The sequence below is a fragment of the Kribbella sp. NBC_01245 genome, assembly GCF_036226525.1.
In the GTDB taxonomy this organism is placed as follows: Bacteria; Actinomycetota; Actinomycetes; order Propionibacteriales; family Kribbellaceae; genus Kribbella.
This window is the reverse complement of sequence record NZ_CP108487.1, coordinates 4,680,401-4,701,163: the sequence shown is the minus strand read 5'-3', so window position 1 is coordinate 4,701,163 and position 20,763 is coordinate 4,680,401. Positions and strand designations below refer to the sequence as shown.

Below are 20,763 nucleotides of genomic sequence, written 5' to 3'. Positions count from 1 at the left end.
AGCCGGGCCTGCTGCGGTAGGCCCGGCTTTGGCTTGACTTAAGGCTGAACCCTTTAATGGATCGGAGTAAGGTTGTAGGCTTAATTCGACCGGCTGAAGGGAGGCCGCAAAATGGTATTCGTGCTGACGGTGGATCAGCGGGACAGCCGGCGGACGGCCGACCTGGTGCCGGAATTGCTGACCCGGTTGAACTCGAGACCCCGGCGGGTGGGGCTGATGCGGCGGTTCGAGCGTACGGCGGGGGATGAGGTGCAGGGCGTCTTCTCGGATCCGGGTGCCGCGATCGACGTCGTGGTGGAGCTTTTGCGGGCCGACCGGTGGAATATCGGAGTTGGTGCCGGGCCGGTGCTGGAGCCGTTGCCGCGGAGTACGCGGGCCGGGCAGGGGGCCGCGTTCGTGCATGCGCGGGAGGCCGTCACCCGCGCCAAGTCGAGCCAGTATCACGTGAATGTCGAAGGTAGCGACGAGCATCAGGCGGAGCAGGTCGAGACCGTGCTCTGGTTGATCGCCTCGGTGCTGCGCCGCCGGAGCCAGCGCGGCTGGGAGGTGTCCGACCTGCTCGCGGACGGCATGACCCGTACCGAGGTGGGCGCGAAGCTCGGCATCAGCCAGTCGGCGGTGACGCAGCGATCGCAGGCGGCCGGGATAGCCGAAGAGGTGCGCGGGCGCGTGCTCGCGGCCGAACTGCTCGGCGGCGCCGACGTGGTCGTATCAACTGACAGAGGGAGCAGGGCTCGATGACCGTTGTGGTGCTGGTGGTGACCGGCGTGAGCCTGGTGCTGGCGGGGTTCGCCTGGTTGCCGCGATCCGGCTCCAAGGCGCAGGGCGTGCTGACCGCCGTGATGGTTGTCGCGTTGGCCGCTGTCGGTGTTCTGCTGCTGTTCCGCGCGACGGATACCTCCGGCTGGGATGAGCAGGTCCGGGCGACCTTGATCCTGGTCGCGGGCGGTCTCGCGGTCGCCGGTGGCGGTCCGTTGACGACGTCCGTGCTCGCACTGGTCGACCGGGGCAATCCCCGCTCGCTCTCGACCCAGCGGGCCGGGGAGATCCTCCGTGGCGGCGCCCTGATTGGTGCGCTCGAGCGAGGCGCGATCTTCGGGTCGATGGTGGCCGGCTGGCCCGAGGGCATCGCGATCACGCTGGCCATCAAGGGATTGGCGCGCTATCCCGAGCTGAGCGATCCGGACCAGATCGATCCCGACAAGCCTGATCCGGGTGCGGCACGAGCGGTCGCGGAGCGGTTCATCATCGGCACCTTCACGAGTGTGCTCTGGGCCGTCGGTTGCGCCGCCCTGCTGCTGACGTGAGCGTCTACGCCCAGCACGGGTATGCCGTCCGGTTCGACTGGGGGCTGCGCGGAGCCCAGGAGTGCGCTCCCGGCTCTTCGGTTGTCGCCGTGGTTGACGTCTTGTCCTTCACGACTGCGACGACTGTTGCCGTCGAACGTGGGATCGACGTACTGCCTTATCGCTGGCGTGACGAGTCTGCCGTCGCATACGCCGCTGAACATCGGGCAGAACTTGCAGTTGGTAGGTCCGCCGCTAGGCCTGGGCAGATAAGCCTGTCGCCCGTGACGCTTCAAGCCGCACAGGGAATCGACAGCGTCGTACTGCCGTCGCCTAATGGTTCGACCATCTCGCAGTACGTCGCAGGGCTGGGGTGCGCAGTAGTCGCCGTATCGCTTCGGAACGCGTCGGCCGCCGCGAAGTGGGTGCGAGCGCAGGAAGGCGTGGTGACGGTCATAGCTGGTGGTGAGAGTTGGCCCGGGGGTGAGTTGCGCCCGGGGGTAGAGGATCTGTGGGGCGCCGGAGCCTTCCTGGCGGCGTTAGACGCGCAGGAGTTGTCTCCGGAGGCGGGAGCGGCTCTTGGGGCGTTCAAGGCGCTAGGAGATGTACGAGAGGGGCTGCTGGGCTGTGCCGGTGGACGCGAGTTGGTTGCCCTGGGCTACCAGCAGGACGTTGAGATCGCCGGGGAGTACGACGTGGCGCAGGTGGTGCCGGTGCTGCGTGACGGGCGGTTCGTTGACATGGCGAAGGCCCTGCCGTGACGAACCGGCAGGGCCTTGCTGACAACTGAACTCAGGCTTCGACTACGAGGGTGTCGCAGATCTTGTCGGCCCAGGTCTGCTTCTTGACGTCCCACAGCGGCCACAGGTAGCCGAGGACGCAGATCGCGGAGTCGGCTGCGTGGCAGATCTCGCGCAGGAATGCCTTGCCCGCGCCGATCGTCTGGCCGGTGTTGGCGTCGACCAGCTTGATCTTCAGCACCTTCTTGCCGATGCTCTGGCCGGTGCTGCCCTGCTGGAACACGCGGGTCCACAGGGTCAGACCGATCGTGCCCAGGATGCCCAGGATGAGGAAGATCAGAGCGACGATCGGGGCGCCGGTGTCCGCCTCGTCGAGGGTGCCGTCAGTCGTGGCACTCGCGAGGCTGACGAAGAAGACGATGTAGCCGATCAGCAGCGGCAGGCCGGTGACGACGCTGTCGATCAGGGAGGCGCCGACTCGCGGCAGCCACTCGGCCAGGTTGCCCATACCGGCAGGGCCGCCGTAGCCGTAGCCGTACGGATCTGCCGGCTGACCGCCGCCGTACTGGCCGTAACCGGGCTGGCCGGGTTGACCGGGCTGCCCCGGCTGACCGCCGTACGGGCCTTGCTGACCGTGTTGGCCTGGCTGTCCGGGCTGGCCTTGCTGGCCGGGGACCTGGCCGTAGCCGGGCTGGCCGTACGGACCGCCCTGCTGAGCCGGCTGGCCGTACTGCCCTGGCTGGCCGTACTGGCCCGGCTGACCGTACGGGCCCGGCTGACCGGGTTGACCCGGCTGGCCCGGTTGGCCCGGCTGGTTCTGACCAGGCGGACCGTAGGGGCCTGGCGGCGTCGGAGTGCTCACGACGTTCCCTTCTTAATGGTTGAGGAGTGAACAGCAGACTAGTCAGTACGAAGCTCAAAGTTGCAACGGACCCGGGCGGGTTACCGTAGGGAGGTGTCGATGACAGCCGCCAGGATCGAGATGCACCCGCAGGGCCCGGTCGAACCGCTGGACCGCCGCGTGATCGGTGTCGCGTGGGTGGGTGTGGGTGGTCTCGCCCTCGCCGCGGTCTACCAGCTTTCCGGTGGCCGCCTTGGTATCCCGTGTTTGTTGCATGTGACCACCGGTCTCGACTGCCCGCTCTGCGGATCGACCCGGATGGCCGCGGCCTTGTTGCGTGGCGATCTGGACGCGGCCTGGCACTTCAACCCGGTGGTGCTGTTGCTCAGCCCGGTGATCGGTGTTGCCGTCGGCTACCAATTGCTGGCCTGGCTGCTGGAACGGGCCCGGCTGGTGCGGTTGCCGAGACTGCGCCCAAGCCGGCGGACGATGGACGTGCTGCTGAAAGTCGGTATCGCGGGCATGGTCCTGTTCGGCGTACTGCGTAATTTCTGACAGCCCTCCGACTCCGCCGATCGCCAACCGGTTCCCAGCAGCGAAAAGTTCTTCTAAACAAGACGGTAGGCCCCGGAACACCCGGGGCCTACCGTCGTTTCTACTGTGAGATCAGCTGCTGGTGAGTCCGGCGAGTGCACCGGTGAGCTGCAGGATCACGGCGATCACCAGGAACACGATGCCGCCGATCCAGGCGACCTTCGCCAGCGTGTCGGGCTGCCCCTGCTCGCGGTACTGCTTCTGGGCGATCAGGCCGAGCACGATCGAGACCGGCTGGCAGCAGAACCAGAACACGATGCCGATGATCGACAGGATCATCGGGGTGTTGCTGGGCGGCTGCTGACCCGGCGTGCCGTAGCCGTAGCCACCGCCGCCCGGTCCGCCGGGGTACTGCCCGGGCTGACCCGGGTACTGACCCGGCTGTCCGGGGTACTGACCCGGCTGACCGGGGTACTGGCCGGGCTGGCCAGGCTGGCCCGGGTACTGCCCAGGGCCGCCGGGGCCGCCGTACTGGCCGGGTTGACCGGGCTGGCCGCCGTACGGTCCGCCTGGCTGAGGCGGCTGTCCGTACTGACCCGGCTGACCGGGTTGACCCGGCTGGCCCGGCTGACCCGGGGTGTAACCGGGTTCGTCCGGGGTGTTCGGGTCATCGCCAGGTGGCGTCGGAGTGCTCACCGCAGTCCCTTCATAAGCCTGTTAGGAATCACCGCAGGTTATCGACTGAAGGGCCCACTGGTCACGCACCCCCACGCCCGCGCGGTTCGGATCAGCCGAAGCGGCCGGTGATGTAGTCCTCGGTGGCCTTCTCGTTCGGGTTCGAGAAGATCTGCTTGGTCGGGCCCATTTCGACCAGCCGGCCGGGCTTTCCGGTCGCGGCCAGGTTGAAGAACGCCGTCTGGTCGGAGACCCGGGCCGCCTGCTGCATGTTGTGCGTCACGATGACGACGGTGAACCGGTCCTTCAGCTTCTCGATCAGGTCCTCGATCGCCAGTGTGCTGATCGGGTCCAGCGCGGAACACGGCTCGTCCATCAGGATCACCTGCGGCTCGACCGCGATCGCCCGGGCGATGCACAGGCGCTGCTGCTGGCCGCCGGACAGACCCGCGCCGGGCTTGTCCAGCCGGTCCTTGACCTCGTTCCACAGGTTGGCGCCCTTGAGGGAGGTCTCGACCACCTCGGTGAGCTTCTTCTTGTCCTTCACGCCGTTCAGCTTCAGACCGGACGCGACGTTGTCGAAGATCGACATGGTCGGGAACGGGTTCGGCCGCTGGAACACCATGCCCACCACCCGGCGGACCGCCACCGGGTCGACGCCCGGCGCGTACAGGTCCTGCTCATCCAGCAGCACCTTGCCCTCGACGCGCGCGCCCGGCAGCACCTCGTGCATCCGGTTCAGCGTGCGCAGATAGGTGGACTTGCCACAGCCGGACGGGCCGATGAACGCCGTCACGGAACGGGGCTCGATCGTCATCGACACGTCCTCGACGGCCTTGAAATCGCCGTAGTAGACGTTGAGGCCGCTGACCTCGATGCGCTTTGCCATATCGACTCAGATCCTCACTACTTCGACTTGATGGTGCTGAACCGCGCGATCAGCCGCGCGATCAGGTTAAGGGCCAGGACCAGCAGAATGAGCGTCAGTGCCGTCGACCAGACCCGGTCCGCGGCCGACGGCAGAGCCATATCGCCGCGGTCGTTGTTGATCATCGTCGGCAGTGCGCCCATGAAGCCCTCGAACGGGTTCAGGTTGATGACCTTGGAATAGCCGACCAGGATCAGCAGTGGCGCGGTCTCGCCGATCACCCGGGCCAGGCCGAGCATGACGCCGGTGACGATGCCACCGAAGGCGGTCGGTACGACGACCTTGAGGATCGTCTTCCACTTCGGCACGCCCAGCGCGTACGCCGCTTCGCGCAACTCATCCGGTACGAGCTTGAGCATTTCCTCGGTGGAACGCAGCACGACCGGCATCATCAACAGCACAAGGGATAGCGAGACCGCGAAACCGATTCGGTTCTGCCCGAGCATGGTGATCCAGACGGCGTACACGAACAGGGCCGCGACGATCGAGGGCACACCGGTGAGGATGTCGACCATGAAGCTAACGGCGCGAGCGGCCTTGCTGCCCTTGCCGTACTCGATCAGGTAGATCGCACCGAGAACCCCCAGCGGTACGGCGATCGCGGCGCACGTCAGCGCCATGATGACGCTGCCCATGATCGCGTGATACGCGCCGCCACCCGCGCGACGCGAGGTGATGCCACGCTGCGACTGGGACCACCAGTTCGCGTCCAGGACGAGGTGATAGCCCTTGCTGACAACGGTCCAAAGGATCCACGCCAGCGGGATCACCGCGATCAGGAAGCACAGGCTGATCAGGATGGTGGCGAGCATGTTGCGCACGGCCCGGCTGCCGGATTTGCCGGTCAGGTCGAGCGTCGTTCCGTCGTACGCCGGTTTGTTCGCGGCGAGAGTGGTCACGCGGCGGCTCCCTGCTTCGAGGCCTTGGTCCGGCGGGGGCGGCGGTTGCCCGGTCCGCTGCGCGCGACGATCAGGCGGGCGGTGGAGTTGACGATGAAGGTGACGACGAACAGCACCAGGCCGGCCGCGATGAACGCACCGGTCTTGGCCGGGGTGTCGAGTTCGGCGGCGCTGGAGGCGATCTTGGAGGCGAAGGTCTCGCCGCCGGCGAAGATCGACGAGGTCCACGGCGCGATCGGGTTCGGCTGGGACAGGATGATCATCACCGCGACCGTCTCACCGAGGGCCCGGCCGAGACCGAGCATCGCGGCGCTGACCACGCCGGAGCGCCCGTACGGCAGCACGGCCATCCGGATCATCTCCCACTTGGTGGAGCCGAGGGCTAGGGCGCCTTCGCGATGGGTGACCGGGGTCTGGGCGAAGATCTCGCGGCTGATCGCGGTGATCACCGGCAGGATCATGATCGCCAGCACCAGGCCGGCGGTGAACACCGTGCCGCGGTCGGCGCCGGGAGCCTCGTTGAACACGGGGATCCAGCCGAGCGCGTCCGAGATCGCGCCGGACACCGGCTGGATCACGGGCGCGAAGAAGAGGATGCCCCAGAGGCCATAGATGATCGACGGTACGGCGGCCAGCAGGTCGACGACGTACGCGACCGGGCGGGCCAGCCGGGCTGGGGCGTAGTACGTGATGTATAGCGCGACGCCCACCGCGATCGGGACAGCGACCGCCATCGCGATGATCGAGCTGACCAGCGTCGTATAGAACAGCGCGGCGATGCCGAACTCGGGGTGCTCCCCGCCCGGCAGCCAGGTGCGGGAGAAGAGGAAGTTGCCCTCGTTGTCCGCCAGCGCGGGAATCGCCAGGGCGAGCAGGAAGATACCGACGAACGCGACGATGGCGACCACCAGGCCGCCGGAACCGCGGGCCAGCCCTGCGAAGAGCCGGTCGCCGAGATGGCCGACGGGCCCGAGATCGAGCTTGGTACTGCCCGCGTCCCGCGGTTCGGAGCTGGGCGGGCTGGTTGGATCACTCATGAGGTAGCCGACTCCCGGCGGCTGGCGACAAGGGGGCGGAAGCTTCGACCTCTGGCGCGACTGCGCCCTGACCGCCGCTCACCGAAGCGAGCGGGGCCAGGGCGACGATCACGGCAGGTCTCAGCTGATGGCCTTGATGGCGGCTTCGACCTTGGTGCGCATCTCCTCGGGCAGCGGCGCGTAGTTCAGCTCGCCCAGGCTGGCCTGGCCCTCGGTGCTCGCGAAGTAGCTCAGGAAGCCCTTCACCAGCGCGGTCTTCTCGGCCGGAAGGCCCTTGCTGCAGGCGATCTCGTACGTCACCAGGATGATCGGGTAGGCCCCGGCCGCCTTGGTGCCGTAGTCGACCGACAGCGCCAGGTCGCTGCCCTTGCCCTTGACCTTCGCCTCGGCCAGGGCCTTGGCGGCGGACTCGGGGGTCAGCTCGATCGGGCCGGCGCCGGTGTCGACCTGCGCAACGCCGAGCTTGTTGTCGACGGCGTAGGACCACTCGACGTAGGTCAGCGAGTTCGGGGTCGACTTGGTCGCCTCGGCCACACCGGCCGACTTCTCCTTGCCGGCGCCGGTGCCGGTCCACTTCTTGGCCGGCTCACCCTTCCAGGCGCCGTCACCGGAGGCCTTCAGGTACTTGGCGAAGTTCTCCGTGGTGCCGGACTCGTCCGAACGGAAGAAGACCGAGATCGGCGCGGCCGGCAGCTTGGCGCCCGGGTTCAGCTTGGCGATCTCCGGCGCGTTCCAGGTCTTGACCGTGCCCTGGAAGATCTTGGCGGCCGTCGGGCCGTCCAGGATCAGCTTGTCCAGGCCGGCCACGTTGTAGGCCAGTGCGACCGGGCCGATCACCATCGGCAGGTTCAGGGCCGGGTTGTTCGCGCAACGCTTGGCGGCGGCGTCAGCCTCGATCACGCCGTCCTTCGGCTCCGTCTTCAGCGCGGAGTCGGAACCGGCGAAGTCGACCTGGCTCGCGTTGAACTGCTTGATACCCGCACCGGAACCGGTCGGGTTGTAGTTCACCGTGACGTCGGCGCACTTCTCGTTGTACTTCGCGATGACTTCTTCGATCGCGTTCTTCTGCGCCGAGGATCCCTCGGCGTTCAGAGTGCCCGACGGGCAGTCGCCATCGGCGCCGGTTGACGACGAGGGGGTCGAGGAGCCGGTCGGCTCGGGGTCGCTGCCACAGGCGCTGAGCGCCAGGACACCAAGAGTGGCCACGGCGACAACGCCGGCGCGGAGCACACGGTTGACGGACACGAGTGTGTTGCCCTTCTGCGGGGATGTGATGCCTTTTCCCCACAGAGGCTAGGGAGATCAGATGGCCGAGTACCCGGACCTTGGTGAACAGCGAGTAAACGATGCTGGTCGCGATGGCGACCACTGACTTGATGTCAGGCAGCCAGCAGATGAACACAGCCGGTAGTCCGGCGGTGCTCCTGGACGTTCGCGGTCATCAGGCAAGCGGGTCCGGCGCCCCGCGGTCAAGTCAGCGCCGGACCCGTTACCTCACTGTTGTGCCGTGGTGACCTTCGACGTGCCGCAGGACCCGTTCTTGCAAACGGTCGCGATGACCCGCATCACCCCGACCGAGGAGCGGTCGTTGGTGAAGCTGACCACCTCGTCGACCCTCCGGGTGAAGAGGAGGTTCTTCACGGCCCAATCCTCGGTCTGCGGCTGCTTGTAAAGGATGCGCAGCTTCAGGCTGCAGCCAGGCGTGGTCTTGGTGGACCGGCTGGGAAAGATCTGGACCCAGATCAGCGCGGCATAACCGATTTCTTTACCGAGCCCATGATCTTTGAGCTGGTAGTTGAAAGTGCAGTTGCTGTAGGAATGCGTGTCATTCACATTCCGCGCGGCCGCCGGCAATGCGGTCGCGACCACGAGCGCGACCGCCATCGCCAACACCGCAAGGAGTCTCTTCTTCATCGTTCCTCCGTCCCAGCCACCGGCTCTCGGTGGTCGACGTCAGTACGACGGCGCGAAATGAACGCCACATGAACCGGCCCGCTTTCCCTTCCGGGCGTTTGCCGGTATTGGCATCGAAACGACAATTGACACCCACGGGATGACGGCCGTTAAGCACTGCCTATTGCAGCTACCTGCAAAATTCCTAGCGAACCGACAAATACGACTTCCACGAGACCGTTGTGGCGATCGAACGACCCTGATAGGTGATGCCCGGAACCACCATCCGGTAGGCGTAGTAACCACGAGTCGGCGCGGTGAAGCTCTTTGAACCCTTGCCGTTGGTGAACGGCACCCACGTGATCCCGGCCCACGTCGTACCCGTCCATCGCTGCAACAGCGCCCTGCCGTTGACGTACGGCGCCACGCTCAGCTTGACCCCCACCGGAGCGCCAGGTTTGACCAGGGTCGTGGTCAGGTTGGCGTTCTGCAGGTTGTACGTCGTCACCGAGGTCCTCGGTGCGGTCGCCATCCACCCCGACACCTGGACCGGATAGACCGGAGACCAGGTCGGTACGACGATGCGGAACTGCCTGGTGCCGATCGACCCCACGAAAGGCTGGATCGTGCGCAGGTCCTTGCCAGAAGTGACCACGGACCAGGGCGCGTTCGCGTTGGCACGCCCTTGTAGCTGCCACGGCACCTCCGCGGGTCGGTCGAGCAGATCGGGGTTCCTGAAACAGCCAGGTCCGCAGACAAGTCCGGCGGTGGCGCGGATGTCGACGGGCCGATTGAACGGTGCTGAGGCCTGGACCTTGAGCTGAACGCCCATGTCGTACACCTGGACAGCCCGGATGGGGTACTGGTTGCCCCATTCGTTGCGCCCGAGGATCGCCACGTCGTACGGCCGAGCCACCTTCGGCAACAGGAAGCTCCGGGCGCCGCGCGGGATGGCGAAGGTCTTCGGGTCCGGGTACTGCGGGTTGATCCCCGCCGACACCACCTCGGCATCGAACGGCAGGTCGAGCGGATCACCCGGGTTCAGGTCTTTCGCCACCGCGCTCTGCGTCCACGTCAGCTGCACCAGGCCATCCGTGCGCGGCACCGCCCGTTGGATCACGGTCTGCGGCGGACGCGACGTGTCGAATCGAACGGACCTGCCGGGTGCGCTCCGGTCAGACCCTTTGGTCGAGAGAACCTGGAGCTCCAGCTCCGGGTGGTTCCAGTTGAACCAGCGCGGCTCGAGCAGCACCTCGTTCGGCGCCCCGGCCGCGGTGTACTCCCGCACCCGAATATCGTGCGGCTGCCCGGACAACACGATCGCCTCGATCTCGTTGGCCTCACCCAAATCGGTCCAACTGACCCGCACCATCTTGTGCGTCGAGTCGGCCCACTCCACCTTCACGTTGGTCGGCGCGGGCGGAGCGGCGGATGCCGTCGTAGCGGTCAAGACGCCGGTGACCAGGCCGACAGTGACGCCCGCGGCGATCAGGGCGATTCGTCTGCGCATGAACGACTCCTGCACTGCGATCATGGGTAGCTCGGGACGGTCAGCCTGGCGAGGGCGATGCGGCCGGTGATGGGGCGGCCGGCCCAGGTGGTGTTCGGGATGACGTAGCGGTAGAGGGTTTCGCCGCGTTTGGTCGCGGTGACCGTGGCGGAGCCGGCGCCCTTGCTGAGCTGGACGTACTGCACGTGGGCCCAGGTCTTGCCGGTCCACTTCTGCAGGGCGACCTTGAGGTTCACCGCGGGCTCGACCTTCAGCAGCGAGGTAGCCCGCCGGCCGAGACTTACATGGTTGCCGTCGTTGAAGGGTGCCGGGTAGACCATGAAGCCGGTGGCGACCGTGTACGGCCCGGTGGCCATCCAGGGCGTGACCTGGACCGGGTACTTCGGGGCCCAGGTTGGCACGACGACGCGATACTGGCGCGTCCCGATCGCCGTGGTGAAGATCTGGCTCAAGCCGGAGTTACTCCGCTCGACGATCTGCCACGGGGCGCTCGCGTTGTTCCTGGCCTGCAATTGCAACGCCACCGAGGCGGATCCGGTCCGCCACTGCGGCTGGCTGCCCTCGCAGCTCTGCGTGGCCGGGCAAAGGAGGACCCTGGGAAGCAACTCGAACTCATGCTTGAAGCCGTAGTTGGAGTAGCTCGGGATCTTGAACATCTGCGGCTGCATCCGGCCGACCTCGACGTGGTTCAGGTCCGCGCTGGGAGATTCACCCCACTCGTTCCGGCTCGCCACGGCGACCCGATAGCCGGCCGGTCGCGCGGGCAGGACGAAGGACCGGGTTCCAGACGGAACGGGATACGCCTTGTCACCAAGGACTGTGGGCGTCAGCAGATCGGGATCGAAGGCGACATCGAGCGGATCGCCCGGGTTGCGGTCGATCGGCATCGCGGCGCGGGTCCAGCTGAGCCGGACCTTGCCGTCGGACTGCGGGATGGCGTACGTGATCCGGGTCGCCGGAGCGTAGGTGGTGTCGAAGCGGACGGACCGTGCGGGCGCGCTCGTACCAGCGGAGGAACCGGAGGTCACCTGGAGCTCGACGGCCTCACGGTTGACGGGCAGCCGGTATTTGCTGAACACCAGCTGATTCGGAGCCGAGGCGTCCACGACATCGATCACCGCGTCGTTGCTGGTACTCCCGCTGAGCGTCTTGACGTGGATCCGATTGCCGGTGCCGGTGTCGGTCCAGGTAACGCGGATGCGTTCGTGGGTGCTGTCGGCCCAGCTGATGCGTACGCCGGTCGGCGCGGGCGGAATCTCGGAGGCGGCGGACGGTACCGAGGTGAGCAGGCCGGCGGTGAGCGAGATCGCGATCAGGAATGGCGTTTTCATGTCAGCGCACCGTCATCCGGAAGGTGGGAGTGGTGATACCCGTGATGTAGCGGCCCGCGTAGTAGGCGCCTGGTACGACGTACCGGAAGGCATGGACGCCACGTGGAGCCGCGGTGAACGAGTACGAGCCGACGCCGTTCTTCGTGTAGACCCACTTCACGTTCGCCCAGGTGCTGCCGTTCCAGCGTTGCAGGGTGGCGCGGACATTGGTGCCGGGGGCAACGGTCAGCAGCGCCGACACCTTGCGGCCGTATGTCGCTTGCGGGTAGTCGATCCGCGCCGTCCGCAAGGCATAGCGGGCGATCGACGTGGAAGCGCTCGAGCCGGCGACGAACGCGGCCACGTCGCCGAAGCCGTACTGCGGAGCCTTCGCGGCCGACGGCATCAGCACCCGGTACTGCCGTGTGCCCGGCGTGGACGCATAGCCCTCGAACGTGCCATCGGGATCCGTCCGCCAGGAACTGACCGTCGACCACGCCGACGTACTGGTGTTCCGTGCCTGCACCTGGACCCACCCGATCGCGTCATCGCGATAGACGGCCTGCGTCTTCCCTGCCACGCAACGGCTCGGCCGGTTCAGCTGGACTCGGCCGGTGACGAAGATGCGGGTGCCATAGGTGCTCGCCGCCGGCACTCTGCTGCTGACGACGTAATCGGCCACCTCGAAGGCGTTGGTATCAACCGTGCCCCACTCGTTCGGGGACCGCAGGAACACCCGGTACGGACGCACGCGCGCGGGGATGGTCGCCGTGCCGGTGCTGCCGTGGACACTTGCGAGGGCGGTCCAGCCGCAGCCGACGCGATCACTGACGTACGGCGTTGCCGTGGCGACGGGGGATACGTCCAGCGGGTCGTTCGGGGTGTAGTCGGGGGCGGTGCCGACGGTCCAGCCGAGGCTGAAGGTGCCATTGCCGTTCGGCTGCCGCTTCGTCACGGTGGCCGTGATGCGGCGATCGGTGTCGAAGGCCGGGGATTGGCCGACGGCCGCGTCCGGGGTGGTCGCCGTGTCCGAGGCGCGCGTGTAGACGGTGATCGTGAGCTCGCGGAAGACCGGGAAACGGCTGACCGGCAGCACGATCGAGTCGGCCGAGGCGGCTGGGACGAGTTGCTCGAAGGCCGTGCCCTGCGCATCGGTGGCGCGCAGCAGGTTCGGCGCGGAATCGGTCGGCCAGGTGACCCGGACACCGCCGTCGGCCCAGGCGAGGCCCACGTTCACGGGGGCGGCCGCGGTGGCCTCGTCGGTGCTGCCGGTGACGAAGTGGCCGGCGATGAGTCCGACGGCGAGCAGGGCTACGCCGGACTTGGGCATGACGCTGCCCTTTACGTTCATCGAGATTCCCGTTCCCCAGGCCGGCTGATCGATCCCCCGCCGACGTCGGCTGAACTTAGCTCATCGGCTGGGTGGCCGGGAAGCGTTATTGATTGCAGGTTCCTGCAAAGTTCAGCTGGTGAAGTCTTCGGGGGCGATGCCGTCGAGGAATTGGCGGAAGCGCTCGAGTTCGGCCTGCTCGGCCTCGGGGGTGGCGACGCCGGCCTCGGCCAGCACCTCCTCGCGGCAGCGCAGTGGGGTGCCGAGGCGGATGGCGAGTGCGACCGAGTCGCTGGGGCGGGCGGAGACGCGGGCGCCGTTGGCCAGCACCAGCTCGGCGTAGAAGACGGAGTCGCGCAGTTCGACGATCTCGACCGCGAGCACGGTGGTCTCCAGGGCGACCAGGATGTCGCGCATCAGGTCGTGGGTGAGCGGACGGGACGGGCGCAGGCCTTGTTCCTCGTAGGCGATCGCGGTGGCCTCCACCGAGCCGATGGAGATCGGCAGGTACCGGTACCCGTCGGTCTCCCGGAGCATCATCACCGGCGCGTGGCCGGGTGATTCCATCCGGATCCCGATCAGGGTGAGGTCTCGCAACGTGGTCATCCGAGCCGGGCCTCTCCGTGAGCTGGCGTCCGCTGAGTCGCCAGACAACGCTCCTGCCGACCCTACCTGGTGCGGATCGGCCGGGCCGTCAGGAGGCTTTCTCCCCTGACCGAAAACCATTGTCCCGATCGCACGGCCGCCTCAGGATGATGACCGTTCAGAATCAGCCGGTCATTCTCGGTGACCGGCGGTGACGGCTGGGGAGTCGCGGATGAAGGTCGCCCGGGGAATGTTCGCGCTGGGAGAGCCGGGCGGTCGGCCGGTGCGGGTGGTGATCGTCGCGCCGAACCCGGTGGTCCGGGCCGGGGTGGCGACCTTGATCGCCCGCGAGCCGGGGATCCAGGTCGTCGCCACGGTGCCGGATGAGGGCGCGCTCGGCTCGCTGGCGATCCGCCCGGACGTGCTGCTGGTCGACACCGTGCTCCGGCAGGGTCTGGTGGCCTTGACCCGGAGCCGGTCCGAGGCGCGGATCCCGAAGGTGCCGATCGTGGCGCTGGTGACCGGCGAGATGCCGGCCGTCGAGGACCTGCGCGCGTACGCCCAGGCGGAGGTGGACGCGATCGTCTCGACCGCGGACGACATCGCCACCGGCATCCGGGCCGTTTGCTCCGGCCGTGCGGATGGCGGTTGGGTGAGTCCGTCCCTCGGTGCGGCCGTGCTGCGCGAGGGCGCCACCGAGAACGTCCAGCAGTTGCCGCATCCGTCGCTGCGCCGGGCGATCTGCGGCCAGGTGACGGCGAGCGAGCAGGCCGTACTGCTGCTGGTGGCGGACGGGTTCACCGATCGCGAGATCGCCACCCGGCTCCGGCGTAGTGAACGCGTGGTGAAATACCACGTCTCGAATCTGCTCACGAAATTCCAGGCCAAGAATCGCGCGCATGCTGTCAACCTGGCCGTTCGGGCAGGTCTGCTATTCGGCGAATGCTCATTCGGACAGGGGTCGAATGGACAGGGTGTGCTTGTCCATTCGACACGGGACGGCGCGTGACTCCACCGGTTGAATTGTCCTTGTCGCCGCTGCTGCGACAAGGGTAATTCCACACCGTGAGGAGAACAGCGATGAGCAAGGTTGTGAAGATGATCGGTGGCCTGTCGATGGTGGCCGGTCTGGCGCTGGCCGGGACCGCCGCCGCGAACGCCGTCGACCGTGGCGACGAGAAGCTGGAGTGCAACTATTACGAGATCTGCTTCGCGGAGCACCACGACGGCGCCGGTGGCCAGCGGCACTTCTACGGGAGCTCGTCCAATCACGCGAACGAGGGCAACATGTCCAGCGGCGTGCCGTTCTACCACAACGCCAGCTCGATCAAGAACCGCGACAGCGTGAGCAACGTGTGCGTCACCGAGTCCGGGGACTGGACGAACGACAGCTGGCAGTTCCCGGCCCGGTCGACGAGCTGGTCGAACTTCGCCGGCGACCTGAACGACGAGAACGCGAAGCACGTTCGCGCCAACTGCTGATAGCCGTGTGGGTGGAGCGAGTCCCCAGCTCGCTCCACCCATGCTCAGGTCCGAAAGGCTAACCAGGTAAGGGAGTTTCGATGCGTAAGTTGGCCGCTCTCGGTCTGCTGGCCGTGCTCACCACCGGATGCGGTACGGCACCAGGCCCGGCCGCCGTTGCCGAGCTGCCGCCCTTGCCGGCCGGTGCCGAGCAGCCCTTCGACCACTTCCGGCGCGATGCGCTGGCCACGATCGAGAAGGCCGACCTGACCTTCTTCCTCGATTGCCTGGCGGCCGCCGGGTACCCGCAGGAGCGGGAGGTCAGCCTCGGTCCTGCGCCGGTGCTACCCGCGCTGGCGGCGGCACCGCTCAGTCCGCGGACGGAGGCCGACGCACGCAAGTACGGTTTCGGCGCGCCCCTGCTGGCGCAACCCGCCAACGTCGTCCGCAAGGACCCGGCGTTCACCCAGGCCGCGCGGGGTTGCGAGCGGTCCGCCCGGGCGATGTTCGGCGCGCCCGACGAGGTCGGCCGGGTTCGCAGTCTGTACGCCGACCTCGGCAACAAGCTCGTCCAGGAGCGCAGCGCGCGGACCACCGAGATCATCAACGGTAAAAGTGGTGAGTTGACCGCGTGTTTCGCTGCTCAGGGTTATCGGGTGAAGTCTGGCGAGCAATTCTCGGCACGCGGCGATCTCAGCCAATTCGGAATTCAAACTGGTACGCACGAGAATCCTGTGGCGCCGCCCTTTCGGCGTCCGGTAGGTCTTTCCGCAGGTGTGCAGATAGAGCCGCCAGTGCCGGCGCGCAAATATATTCCAACGGCGGCCGAGGTAAAATTCGCGGTGGCCTTTGTGCGCTGCGGCGTTCGGACCGGATTGTTCGCCGAAATCGACAAGCGGCAGCCCGAGATCCAGCAGGCGATCGTCGAACGGCACGCGGCCGAGTTCGCCGCCCTCAACCCCGCCGTCGACCAGATCGCCCGCGACGCGGCAGCAGTTCTTAAGAAGCGGCCAGATCAGCCAATGCAACCCCGTCCAGGCGCATGATCTCGATCTCGTCCAGCCCGCGCGCGTCCAGCCGCCGGTAGAACCGCAGCGCCGGCTCGTTGGTCCGCAGTACCCACCACTCGAGCCGGGCGCAGCCGCGGTTGACGGCCACCTGCGCGAGATGGGCCAGCAGCATCCGGCCGAGCCCGGCGCCGCGATGACCGGGTGCGACGTACAGGTCCTCGAGGTGGATACCGCCGCGGCCGACGATCGTGCTGTACGTCGAGTAGTACAAGGCGAATCCGGCGGGCTCGCCATCGACCGTGGCGACCACTGCCTCGGCCAGTGGGTTCGGGCCGAACAGCGCGTTCGCGACATCCTCCGGCTGAGACGTCACCTCGCCAGGGAAGTCCTCGGTGTCGGCGAGTTCGACGATGAAGCGGTGCAGGGTCTCGGTATCGGCCGGTTCGGCCGGGCGAATCACGGGCGTGAGCACGGGCGGCATCAGGGCGTCCATAACAGCATCGTGCACGTTGTTTGGTGCACGCCCGGCGTCAGGGGCTGCGGAAGCGTTCGTGGAACTGGCCGGCCGGGGTGCGGTGGGCGGTCACGAAAGCGCCAGGGGAGAACTTGCCGACGCGGAGGTCGAGCGCACGGCTCAACGCGGGCAGCACTGGGCGATGCGAGCAGATGACCGTCACCTTGCCCGGCTTCCACCCGCGCAGATCGGTCAACGCGTCCGGGTCCTTCCCGTATCCGCGCTCGGAGATCTCCGGATGCTCGTGAATGGTCAGATCGGCCTCAGCGGCGTACGGCGCGATCGTGGCTCGGCACCTCTCCGCGTCGCTGGTGATGATCCTGTTCACCCCGAGTGCGCCCAGTACGCCGATGAGGTCTTGCGCGGCTTGGGCGCCTTCGGCCGTGAGAGGCCGGTCCTGGTCCTTGCCGTCCCATTCCTTGCGTTTGACCGCACTGGTGTGCCGGATCACCACCACCGAGGACTCGACGGGTAGGGCGTCCGCGAGGGCGTCGAGGATCTCCATGTCCCGGGGATAGCTCAACCGCTTACGGGCCTTCGGGACCGGCAGCCACTCCAACTCGTCGATCTCGTCGTTCGGGACGAAGGGCTGCGGCTTACCGCAGGGGCTTGCGGACCAGTAATGCACCAGTTTGGGCGCGGTAGACCCGTTCTTGCGTACGTCGTACCGCTGGATCCCCAGCGATGGCCCGAGCGTGACGAGTTGTCCGGTCTCTTCCTGGATCTCGCGCCGGGCCGCGACCAGGACGTGCTCGCCGCCGTCGAGTTTCCCCTTCGGCAGGGACCAGTCGTCGTACCGCGGGCGATGGACGAGCAGCACCTCGCGCTGGCCGTCGACCTCACGCCAGACGACGCCACCCGCAGCGATCACCGTCGCCGCCTCGTTCATCGTCCGGGACCTAGCTGATCGGCTCGGTCTGGCGGCGCCGGCCGCGGGTGGCGATCAGCCGTTCCTGGAGATCGCGCAGCGGCTTGCCGTCGTCGTCGGTCTGGTGGGCGACCCACGTGTCGTCGGCCTGCAGCCACCAGGAGCTGGTGCCCTCGTCGAACCCGAGGTCGAACAGGTCGCCCAGCTCGGTCAGGTGGTCCGGCTCCTTCAGCCAGACCAGCGTCTCGACCCGGCGATCCAGGTTGCGGTGCATCAGGTCGGCCGAGCCGATCGCGACCACGGGCTCACCGCCGTTCTCGAACCAGAAGATCCGGCTGTGCTCCAGGAACCGCCCGAGCACGCTGCGAACGCGGATGTTGTCCGACAGCCCGGGAATACCCGGCCGGATGGTGCAGATGCCGCGGATCCAGAGATCAACCGGTACGCCGGCTTGGGACGCGCGGTACAACGCGTCCGACAGGGCCTCGTCGACCAGCGAGTTCACCTTGAGCCGCACTCGCGCGGGCCGCCCGGCCAGGTGATGCTGCACCTCGCGCTCGATCCGCTCGAGCAGGCCCGTCCGAACGCCCTGAGGCGCGACGAGCAGCCGCCGGTAACCGCTGCGCAGGGAGAACCCGGACAAGTGGTTGAACAGGTGCGCGACGTCCTCGGTGACCACCGGGTCGGACGTCAGCAGGCCGAGGTCCTCGTACAGCCGGGCGGTCTTCGGGTGGTAGTTGCCGGTGCCGAGATGCGCGTAGCGACGCAGACCGTCCGGCTCGTCGCGGACCACCATCGACAACTTGCAATGCGTCTTCAGCCCGATCACGCCGTACACGACATGGCAGCCGGCGTGCTCCAACTGGCGGGCCCACTTGATGTTGGCCTGTTCGTCGAAGCGGGCCTGGATCTCGACCAGCACCAGCACCTGCTTACCGGCCTCGGCGGCGTCGATCAGGGCGTCGACGATCGGGGAATCACCCGATGTCCGGTACAGCGTCTGCTTGATCGCGAGCACCTGCGGGTCGGCCGCTGCCTGCTCGATGAACCGCTGCACGGACGTCGAGAACGAGTCGTACGGATGGTGGACCAGCACATCCCGCTGGTTGAGCGCGTGGAACATGTCGGCCGGATTCGCCGTCTCAACCTCGGCCAGATGGGGGTGCGTCGACGGCACGAAACCGGGGTACTTCAGCTCGGCCCGATCCAGGCTCGCGATCGCGAACAGCCCGCGCAGATCCAGCGGGCCGGGCAGCTCGAACACCTCGGCCTCGGTCACGCCCAGCTCGGACAGCAGCAGCGCCCGCACCTGCGGATCGATCGACTCCTCGACCTCCAGCCGGACCGGCGGGCCGAACTTCCGCCGCAGCAGCTCCTTCTCCAACGCGGCGAGGAGGTTCTCCGCGTCGTCCTCTTCGACCTCGAGGTCCTCGTTCCGGGTGACGCGGAAGGTGTGGTGCTGCGTCACCTCCATACCCGGGAAGAGCTGGCCCAGGTGCTCGGCCATCACGTCCTCGAGCGGAACGTACCGGCCTTCGGCGACCTTCACGAAGCGTGGCAGCAGCGGCGGCACCTTCACCCGGGCGAAGTGCTCGCCGCCGGTGGTCGGGTTGCGCACCACGACCGCGAGGTTCAGCGAGAGGCCCGAGATGTACGGGAAGGGGTGCGAGGGGTCGACCGCCAGCGGCGTCAGCACCGGGAAGATCCGCTCGGCGAAGAACCGGCTCATGTCGTCGCGCTCGGACAGGTTCAGCTCGTCCCAACGCAGGATGTCGATACCTTCTTCGACCAGCGCGGGCAGCACCACCTTGCGCCAGCTCTCGGCCTGCCGGTCCATCAGCTCCCGGCTACGGCTCAGGCTGCGGTCCAGCACCTCCCGCGGCAGCAGCCCGCTCGCGGCCGGCACGGCGACACCCGCCGCGATACGCCGCTTCAGACCGGCCACCCGGACCATGAAGAACTCGTCCAGGTTGCTGGCGAAGATGGCCAGGAACTTGGCGCGCTCCAGCAACGGGACCAGCTCGTTCTCCGCGAGCTCCAGCACGCGCTGGTTGAACGCGAGCCAGCTCAGTTCGCGGTCGGAGAACCGGTCCGCGGGCAGGTCGCCGGCCTCCGCGATGTCATACGGAGGTTCGACGTCGTACTCACGGTTGTGCGAAGCCAGCAAGTCCTCTGCCACGTGTCCAAGCATGTCACCTCGGGATGAACAGGAGGTTGCCAGCGCGGCGGGCCGCCGATCCAAGCTATCGTCACTCCTTGTGAACAGACGAGTCGACACCCTGCTGCGGACTGCGCTCGATACCGTGCAAGGCAGCGCCCTGCGGCCCGTCACCGCGCTGCCCGCCTCGTTGCGGCACCGCCTGGCCGGGGCGCCGATCCAGATCGACGGCAACGTGCTCGACCCCGATCTCCAGCTGCTTTTGCGCCTCGAGGGGCTGCTGCCAGGCAAATCCAAGGACCGGGTCTCGGTCGCGACGGCCCGGGCCAACCTGCTGACCTCGGCAAAGCTCGTCGCCGGCCCGCAGCGTGAACTGCACCGCGTGACCGACCTCACCGTGCGTGGTGCGGACGGCCAGCTCGGCGCTCGGCTGTACGTGCCACGCTCGGCCCCGATGTCGAACGGCGGCCTGCTCGTCTTCTTCCACGGTGGTGGCTGGGTCGTCGGTGACCTGGACAGCCACGACGCCTTCTGCCGCGACGCGGCCGAGGAGGCGGGCGTGCGAGTGCTGTCGGTGGACTACCGCCTCGCCCCGGAAGCCGAGGCGCCGGTCGCCGCCGAGGACGCAATCGCCGCCTTCGGCTGGGCCGTCGAACACGCCGAGGACCTCGGCGCCCATCCGTCGTACGTCGGTGTCGGTGGTGACAGCGCCGGGGGCAACCTCGCGGCCGTCGTCGCCCAGCAATGCGTCCGCCGCGGACTGGTACCGCCCGCGCTGCAGGTGCTGATCTACCCGGCGGTGGACCTCGTCGGCCGCCGCCCGAGCCGGGACCTCTTCGCCGAGGGCTTCTTCCTCACCGACGACGACATCACCTGGTACCGCGAGCACTACACGCCCGACCCGGCCATCCGCGCCGACCCGATCGTCTCGCCCTTGCTGGCCGACGACTTCACCGGTCTCTGCCCCGCGTACATCGTGACCGCCGGCTTCGACCCGCTCCGCGACGAGGGCAACGAGTACGCCGAAAAGCTCACCGCGGCCGGCGTCCAGGTCGAACACCACTGCGAACGCTCCATGGTCCACGGCTTCGCCAACATCCTCGTCCTAGCCGACGAAACCCTCCACGCCCGCCGCCGCATAACCACCGCCATCCAATCCCACCTCCGCCCACCCACGTAACGGA

General features: G+C 67.5%; 22 protein-coding genes. 8 read left to right on the top strand and 14 right to left on the bottom strand.

The annotated features are described in order from the left end of the window. Window positions 1-111 precede the first annotated feature (111 nt). The 3 genes from OG394_RS21035 to OG394_RS21025 are packed head-to-tail and all read left to right on the top strand — an operon-like array spanning window position 112 to window position 2,047. The gene (locus OG394_RS21035) at window positions 112-741 is read left to right on the top strand and encodes a transposase (RefSeq protein WP_328988713.1); all 630 of its coding nucleotides are present in this window, start codon (window positions 112-114) and stop codon (window positions 739-741) included. Then, the gene (locus tag OG394_RS21030; protein WP_328988712.1) at window positions 738-1,307 is read left to right on the top strand and encodes a hypothetical protein; all 570 of its coding nucleotides are present in this window, start codon (window positions 738-740) and stop codon (window positions 1,305-1,307) included. The genes OG394_RS21035 and OG394_RS21030 overlap by 4 nt, the downstream gene beginning before the upstream one ends. Continuing rightward, window positions 1,304-2,047, top strand: a complete 744-nt coding sequence (locus tag OG394_RS21025; RefSeq protein ID WP_328988711.1) for a 2-phosphosulfolactate phosphatase — start codon at window positions 1,304-1,306, stop codon at window positions 2,045-2,047. The genes OG394_RS21030 and OG394_RS21025 overlap by 4 nt, the downstream gene beginning before the upstream one ends. A gap of 31 nt (window positions 2,048-2,078) precedes the next feature. On the opposite strand, the gene OG394_RS21020 is transcribed toward OG394_RS21025, so the two are convergent. Then, on the bottom strand, window positions 2,079-2,888 hold the full coding sequence (locus OG394_RS21020) for an RDD family protein (RefSeq protein ID WP_328988709.1): 810 nt from the start codon (window positions 2,886-2,888) through the stop codon (window positions 2,079-2,081). A gap of 99 nt (window positions 2,889-2,987) precedes the next feature. Here OG394_RS21020 and OG394_RS21015 point away from each other — a divergent pair, with 99 nt between their 5' ends. After that, window positions 2,988-3,422: a DUF2752 domain-containing protein gene (locus tag OG394_RS21015; protein WP_328988708.1), complete on the top strand. Its 435-nt coding sequence runs from the start codon at window positions 2,988-2,990 to the stop codon at window positions 3,420-3,422. 111 nt (window positions 3,423-3,533) lie between these two features. Here OG394_RS21015 and OG394_RS21010 read toward each other — a convergent pair whose 3' ends face one another. The 10 genes from OG394_RS21010 to OG394_RS20965 all read right to left on the bottom strand — a co-directional run bounded on the left by OG394_RS21010 (window position 3,534) and on the right by OG394_RS20965 (window position 13,589). Continuing rightward, on the bottom strand, window positions 3,534-4,097 hold the full coding sequence (locus OG394_RS21010; protein ID WP_328988707.1) for a hypothetical protein: 564 nt from the start codon (window positions 4,095-4,097) through the stop codon (window positions 3,534-3,536). A gap of 91 nt (window positions 4,098-4,188) precedes the next feature. Beyond that, window positions 4,189-4,965 carry a phosphate ABC transporter ATP-binding protein PstB gene (pstB, locus tag OG394_RS21005; RefSeq protein ID WP_328988706.1) on the bottom strand — a complete coding sequence of 259 codons (777 nt, stop codon included), beginning with the start codon at window positions 4,963-4,965 and terminating at the stop codon, window positions 4,189-4,191. Window positions 4,966-4,982: 17 nt separating this feature from the next. After that, a complete protein-coding gene (pstA, locus tag OG394_RS21000; RefSeq protein ID WP_328988705.1) occupies window positions 4,983-5,903 on the bottom strand; it encodes a phosphate ABC transporter permease PstA in 921 nt (306 codons plus the stop codon). Further along, the gene (gene pstC / locus OG394_RS20995) at window positions 5,900-6,940 is read right to left on the bottom strand and encodes a phosphate ABC transporter permease subunit PstC (RefSeq protein WP_328988704.1); all 1,041 of its coding nucleotides are present in this window, start codon (window positions 6,938-6,940) and stop codon (window positions 5,900-5,902) included. The genes pstA and pstC overlap by 4 nt, the downstream gene beginning before the upstream one ends. Window positions 6,941-7,060: 120 nt before the next feature. Beyond that, on the bottom strand, window positions 7,061-8,185 hold the full coding sequence (pstS, locus tag OG394_RS20990; RefSeq protein WP_328988703.1) for a phosphate ABC transporter substrate-binding protein PstS: 1,125 nt from the start codon (window positions 8,183-8,185) through the stop codon (window positions 7,061-7,063). A gap of 249 nt (window positions 8,186-8,434) precedes the next feature. After that, window positions 8,435-8,854: a hypothetical protein gene (locus OG394_RS20985; RefSeq protein WP_328988702.1), complete on the bottom strand. Its 420-nt coding sequence runs from the start codon at window positions 8,852-8,854 to the stop codon at window positions 8,435-8,437. Between the two features lie 184 nt (window positions 8,855-9,038). Further along, entirely contained in the window at window positions 9,039-10,343 is a 1,305-nt protein-coding gene (locus OG394_RS20980; RefSeq protein ID WP_328988701.1) for a hypothetical protein, read from the bottom strand. 20 nt (window positions 10,344-10,363) lie between these two features. Continuing rightward, a complete protein-coding gene (locus OG394_RS20975; RefSeq protein ID WP_328988700.1) occupies window positions 10,364-11,674 on the bottom strand; it encodes a hypothetical protein in 1,311 nt (436 codons plus the stop codon). A 1-nt stretch (window position 11,675) separates the two neighbouring features. After that, window positions 11,676-13,004, bottom strand: coding sequence for a hypothetical protein (locus tag OG394_RS20970; protein WP_328988699.1), 1,329 nt, complete (start codon window positions 13,002-13,004; stop codon window positions 11,676-11,678). A 111-nt stretch (window positions 13,005-13,115) separates the two neighbouring features. Next, window positions 13,116-13,589, bottom strand: coding sequence for a bifunctional nuclease family protein (locus tag OG394_RS20965; RefSeq protein WP_442914218.1), 474 nt, complete (start codon window positions 13,587-13,589; stop codon window positions 13,116-13,118). A gap of 211 nt (window positions 13,590-13,800) precedes the next feature. Between OG394_RS20965 and OG394_RS20960 the strand changes: the two genes are divergently transcribed. The 3 genes from OG394_RS20960 to OG394_RS20950 all read left to right on the top strand — a co-directional run bounded on the left by OG394_RS20960 (window position 13,801) and on the right by OG394_RS20950 (window position 16,075). Then, the gene (locus OG394_RS20960; RefSeq protein WP_328988698.1) at window positions 13,801-14,577 is read left to right on the top strand and encodes a response regulator transcription factor; all 777 of its coding nucleotides are present in this window, start codon (window positions 13,801-13,803) and stop codon (window positions 14,575-14,577) included. Window positions 14,578-14,648: 71 nt separating this feature from the next. Beyond that, window positions 14,649-15,050: a hypothetical protein gene (locus OG394_RS20955; RefSeq protein WP_328988697.1), complete on the top strand. Its 402-nt coding sequence runs from the start codon at window positions 14,649-14,651 to the stop codon at window positions 15,048-15,050. Window positions 15,051-15,130: 80 nt separating this feature from the next. After that, window positions 15,131-16,075, top strand: coding sequence for a hypothetical protein (locus OG394_RS20950; RefSeq protein ID WP_328988696.1), 945 nt, complete (start codon window positions 15,131-15,133; stop codon window positions 16,073-16,075). Here OG394_RS20950 and OG394_RS20945 read toward each other — a convergent pair. From OG394_RS20945 to OG394_RS20935, 3 genes are read right to left on the bottom strand one after another with little or no spacing between them, the layout of a single operon-like run. Next, window positions 16,029-16,532 carry a GNAT family N-acetyltransferase gene (locus OG394_RS20945; protein ID WP_328988695.1) on the bottom strand — a complete coding sequence of 168 codons (504 nt, stop codon included), beginning with the start codon at window positions 16,530-16,532 and terminating at the stop codon, window positions 16,029-16,031. The two genes, OG394_RS20950 and OG394_RS20945, sit on opposite strands and share 47 nt — an antisense overlap. A gap of 37 nt (window positions 16,533-16,569) precedes the next feature. After that, entirely contained in the window at window positions 16,570-17,442 is an 873-nt protein-coding gene (locus tag OG394_RS20940; protein WP_328988694.1) for an NUDIX hydrolase, read from the bottom strand. A 10-nt stretch (window positions 17,443-17,452) separates the two neighbouring features. After that, window positions 17,453-19,612, bottom strand: a complete 2,160-nt coding sequence (locus OG394_RS20935) for an RNA degradosome polyphosphate kinase (protein ID WP_328988693.1) — start codon at window positions 19,610-19,612, stop codon at window positions 17,453-17,455. 67 nt (window positions 19,613-19,679) lie between these two features. Between OG394_RS20935 and OG394_RS20930 the strand changes: the two genes are divergently transcribed. Beyond that, window positions 19,680-20,759 (top strand): alpha/beta hydrolase, encoded by a 1,080-nt coding sequence (locus OG394_RS20930; RefSeq protein WP_328988692.1) that lies wholly within the window; start codon window positions 19,680-19,682, stop codon window positions 20,757-20,759. Window positions 20,760-20,763: the final 4 nt, after the last annotated feature.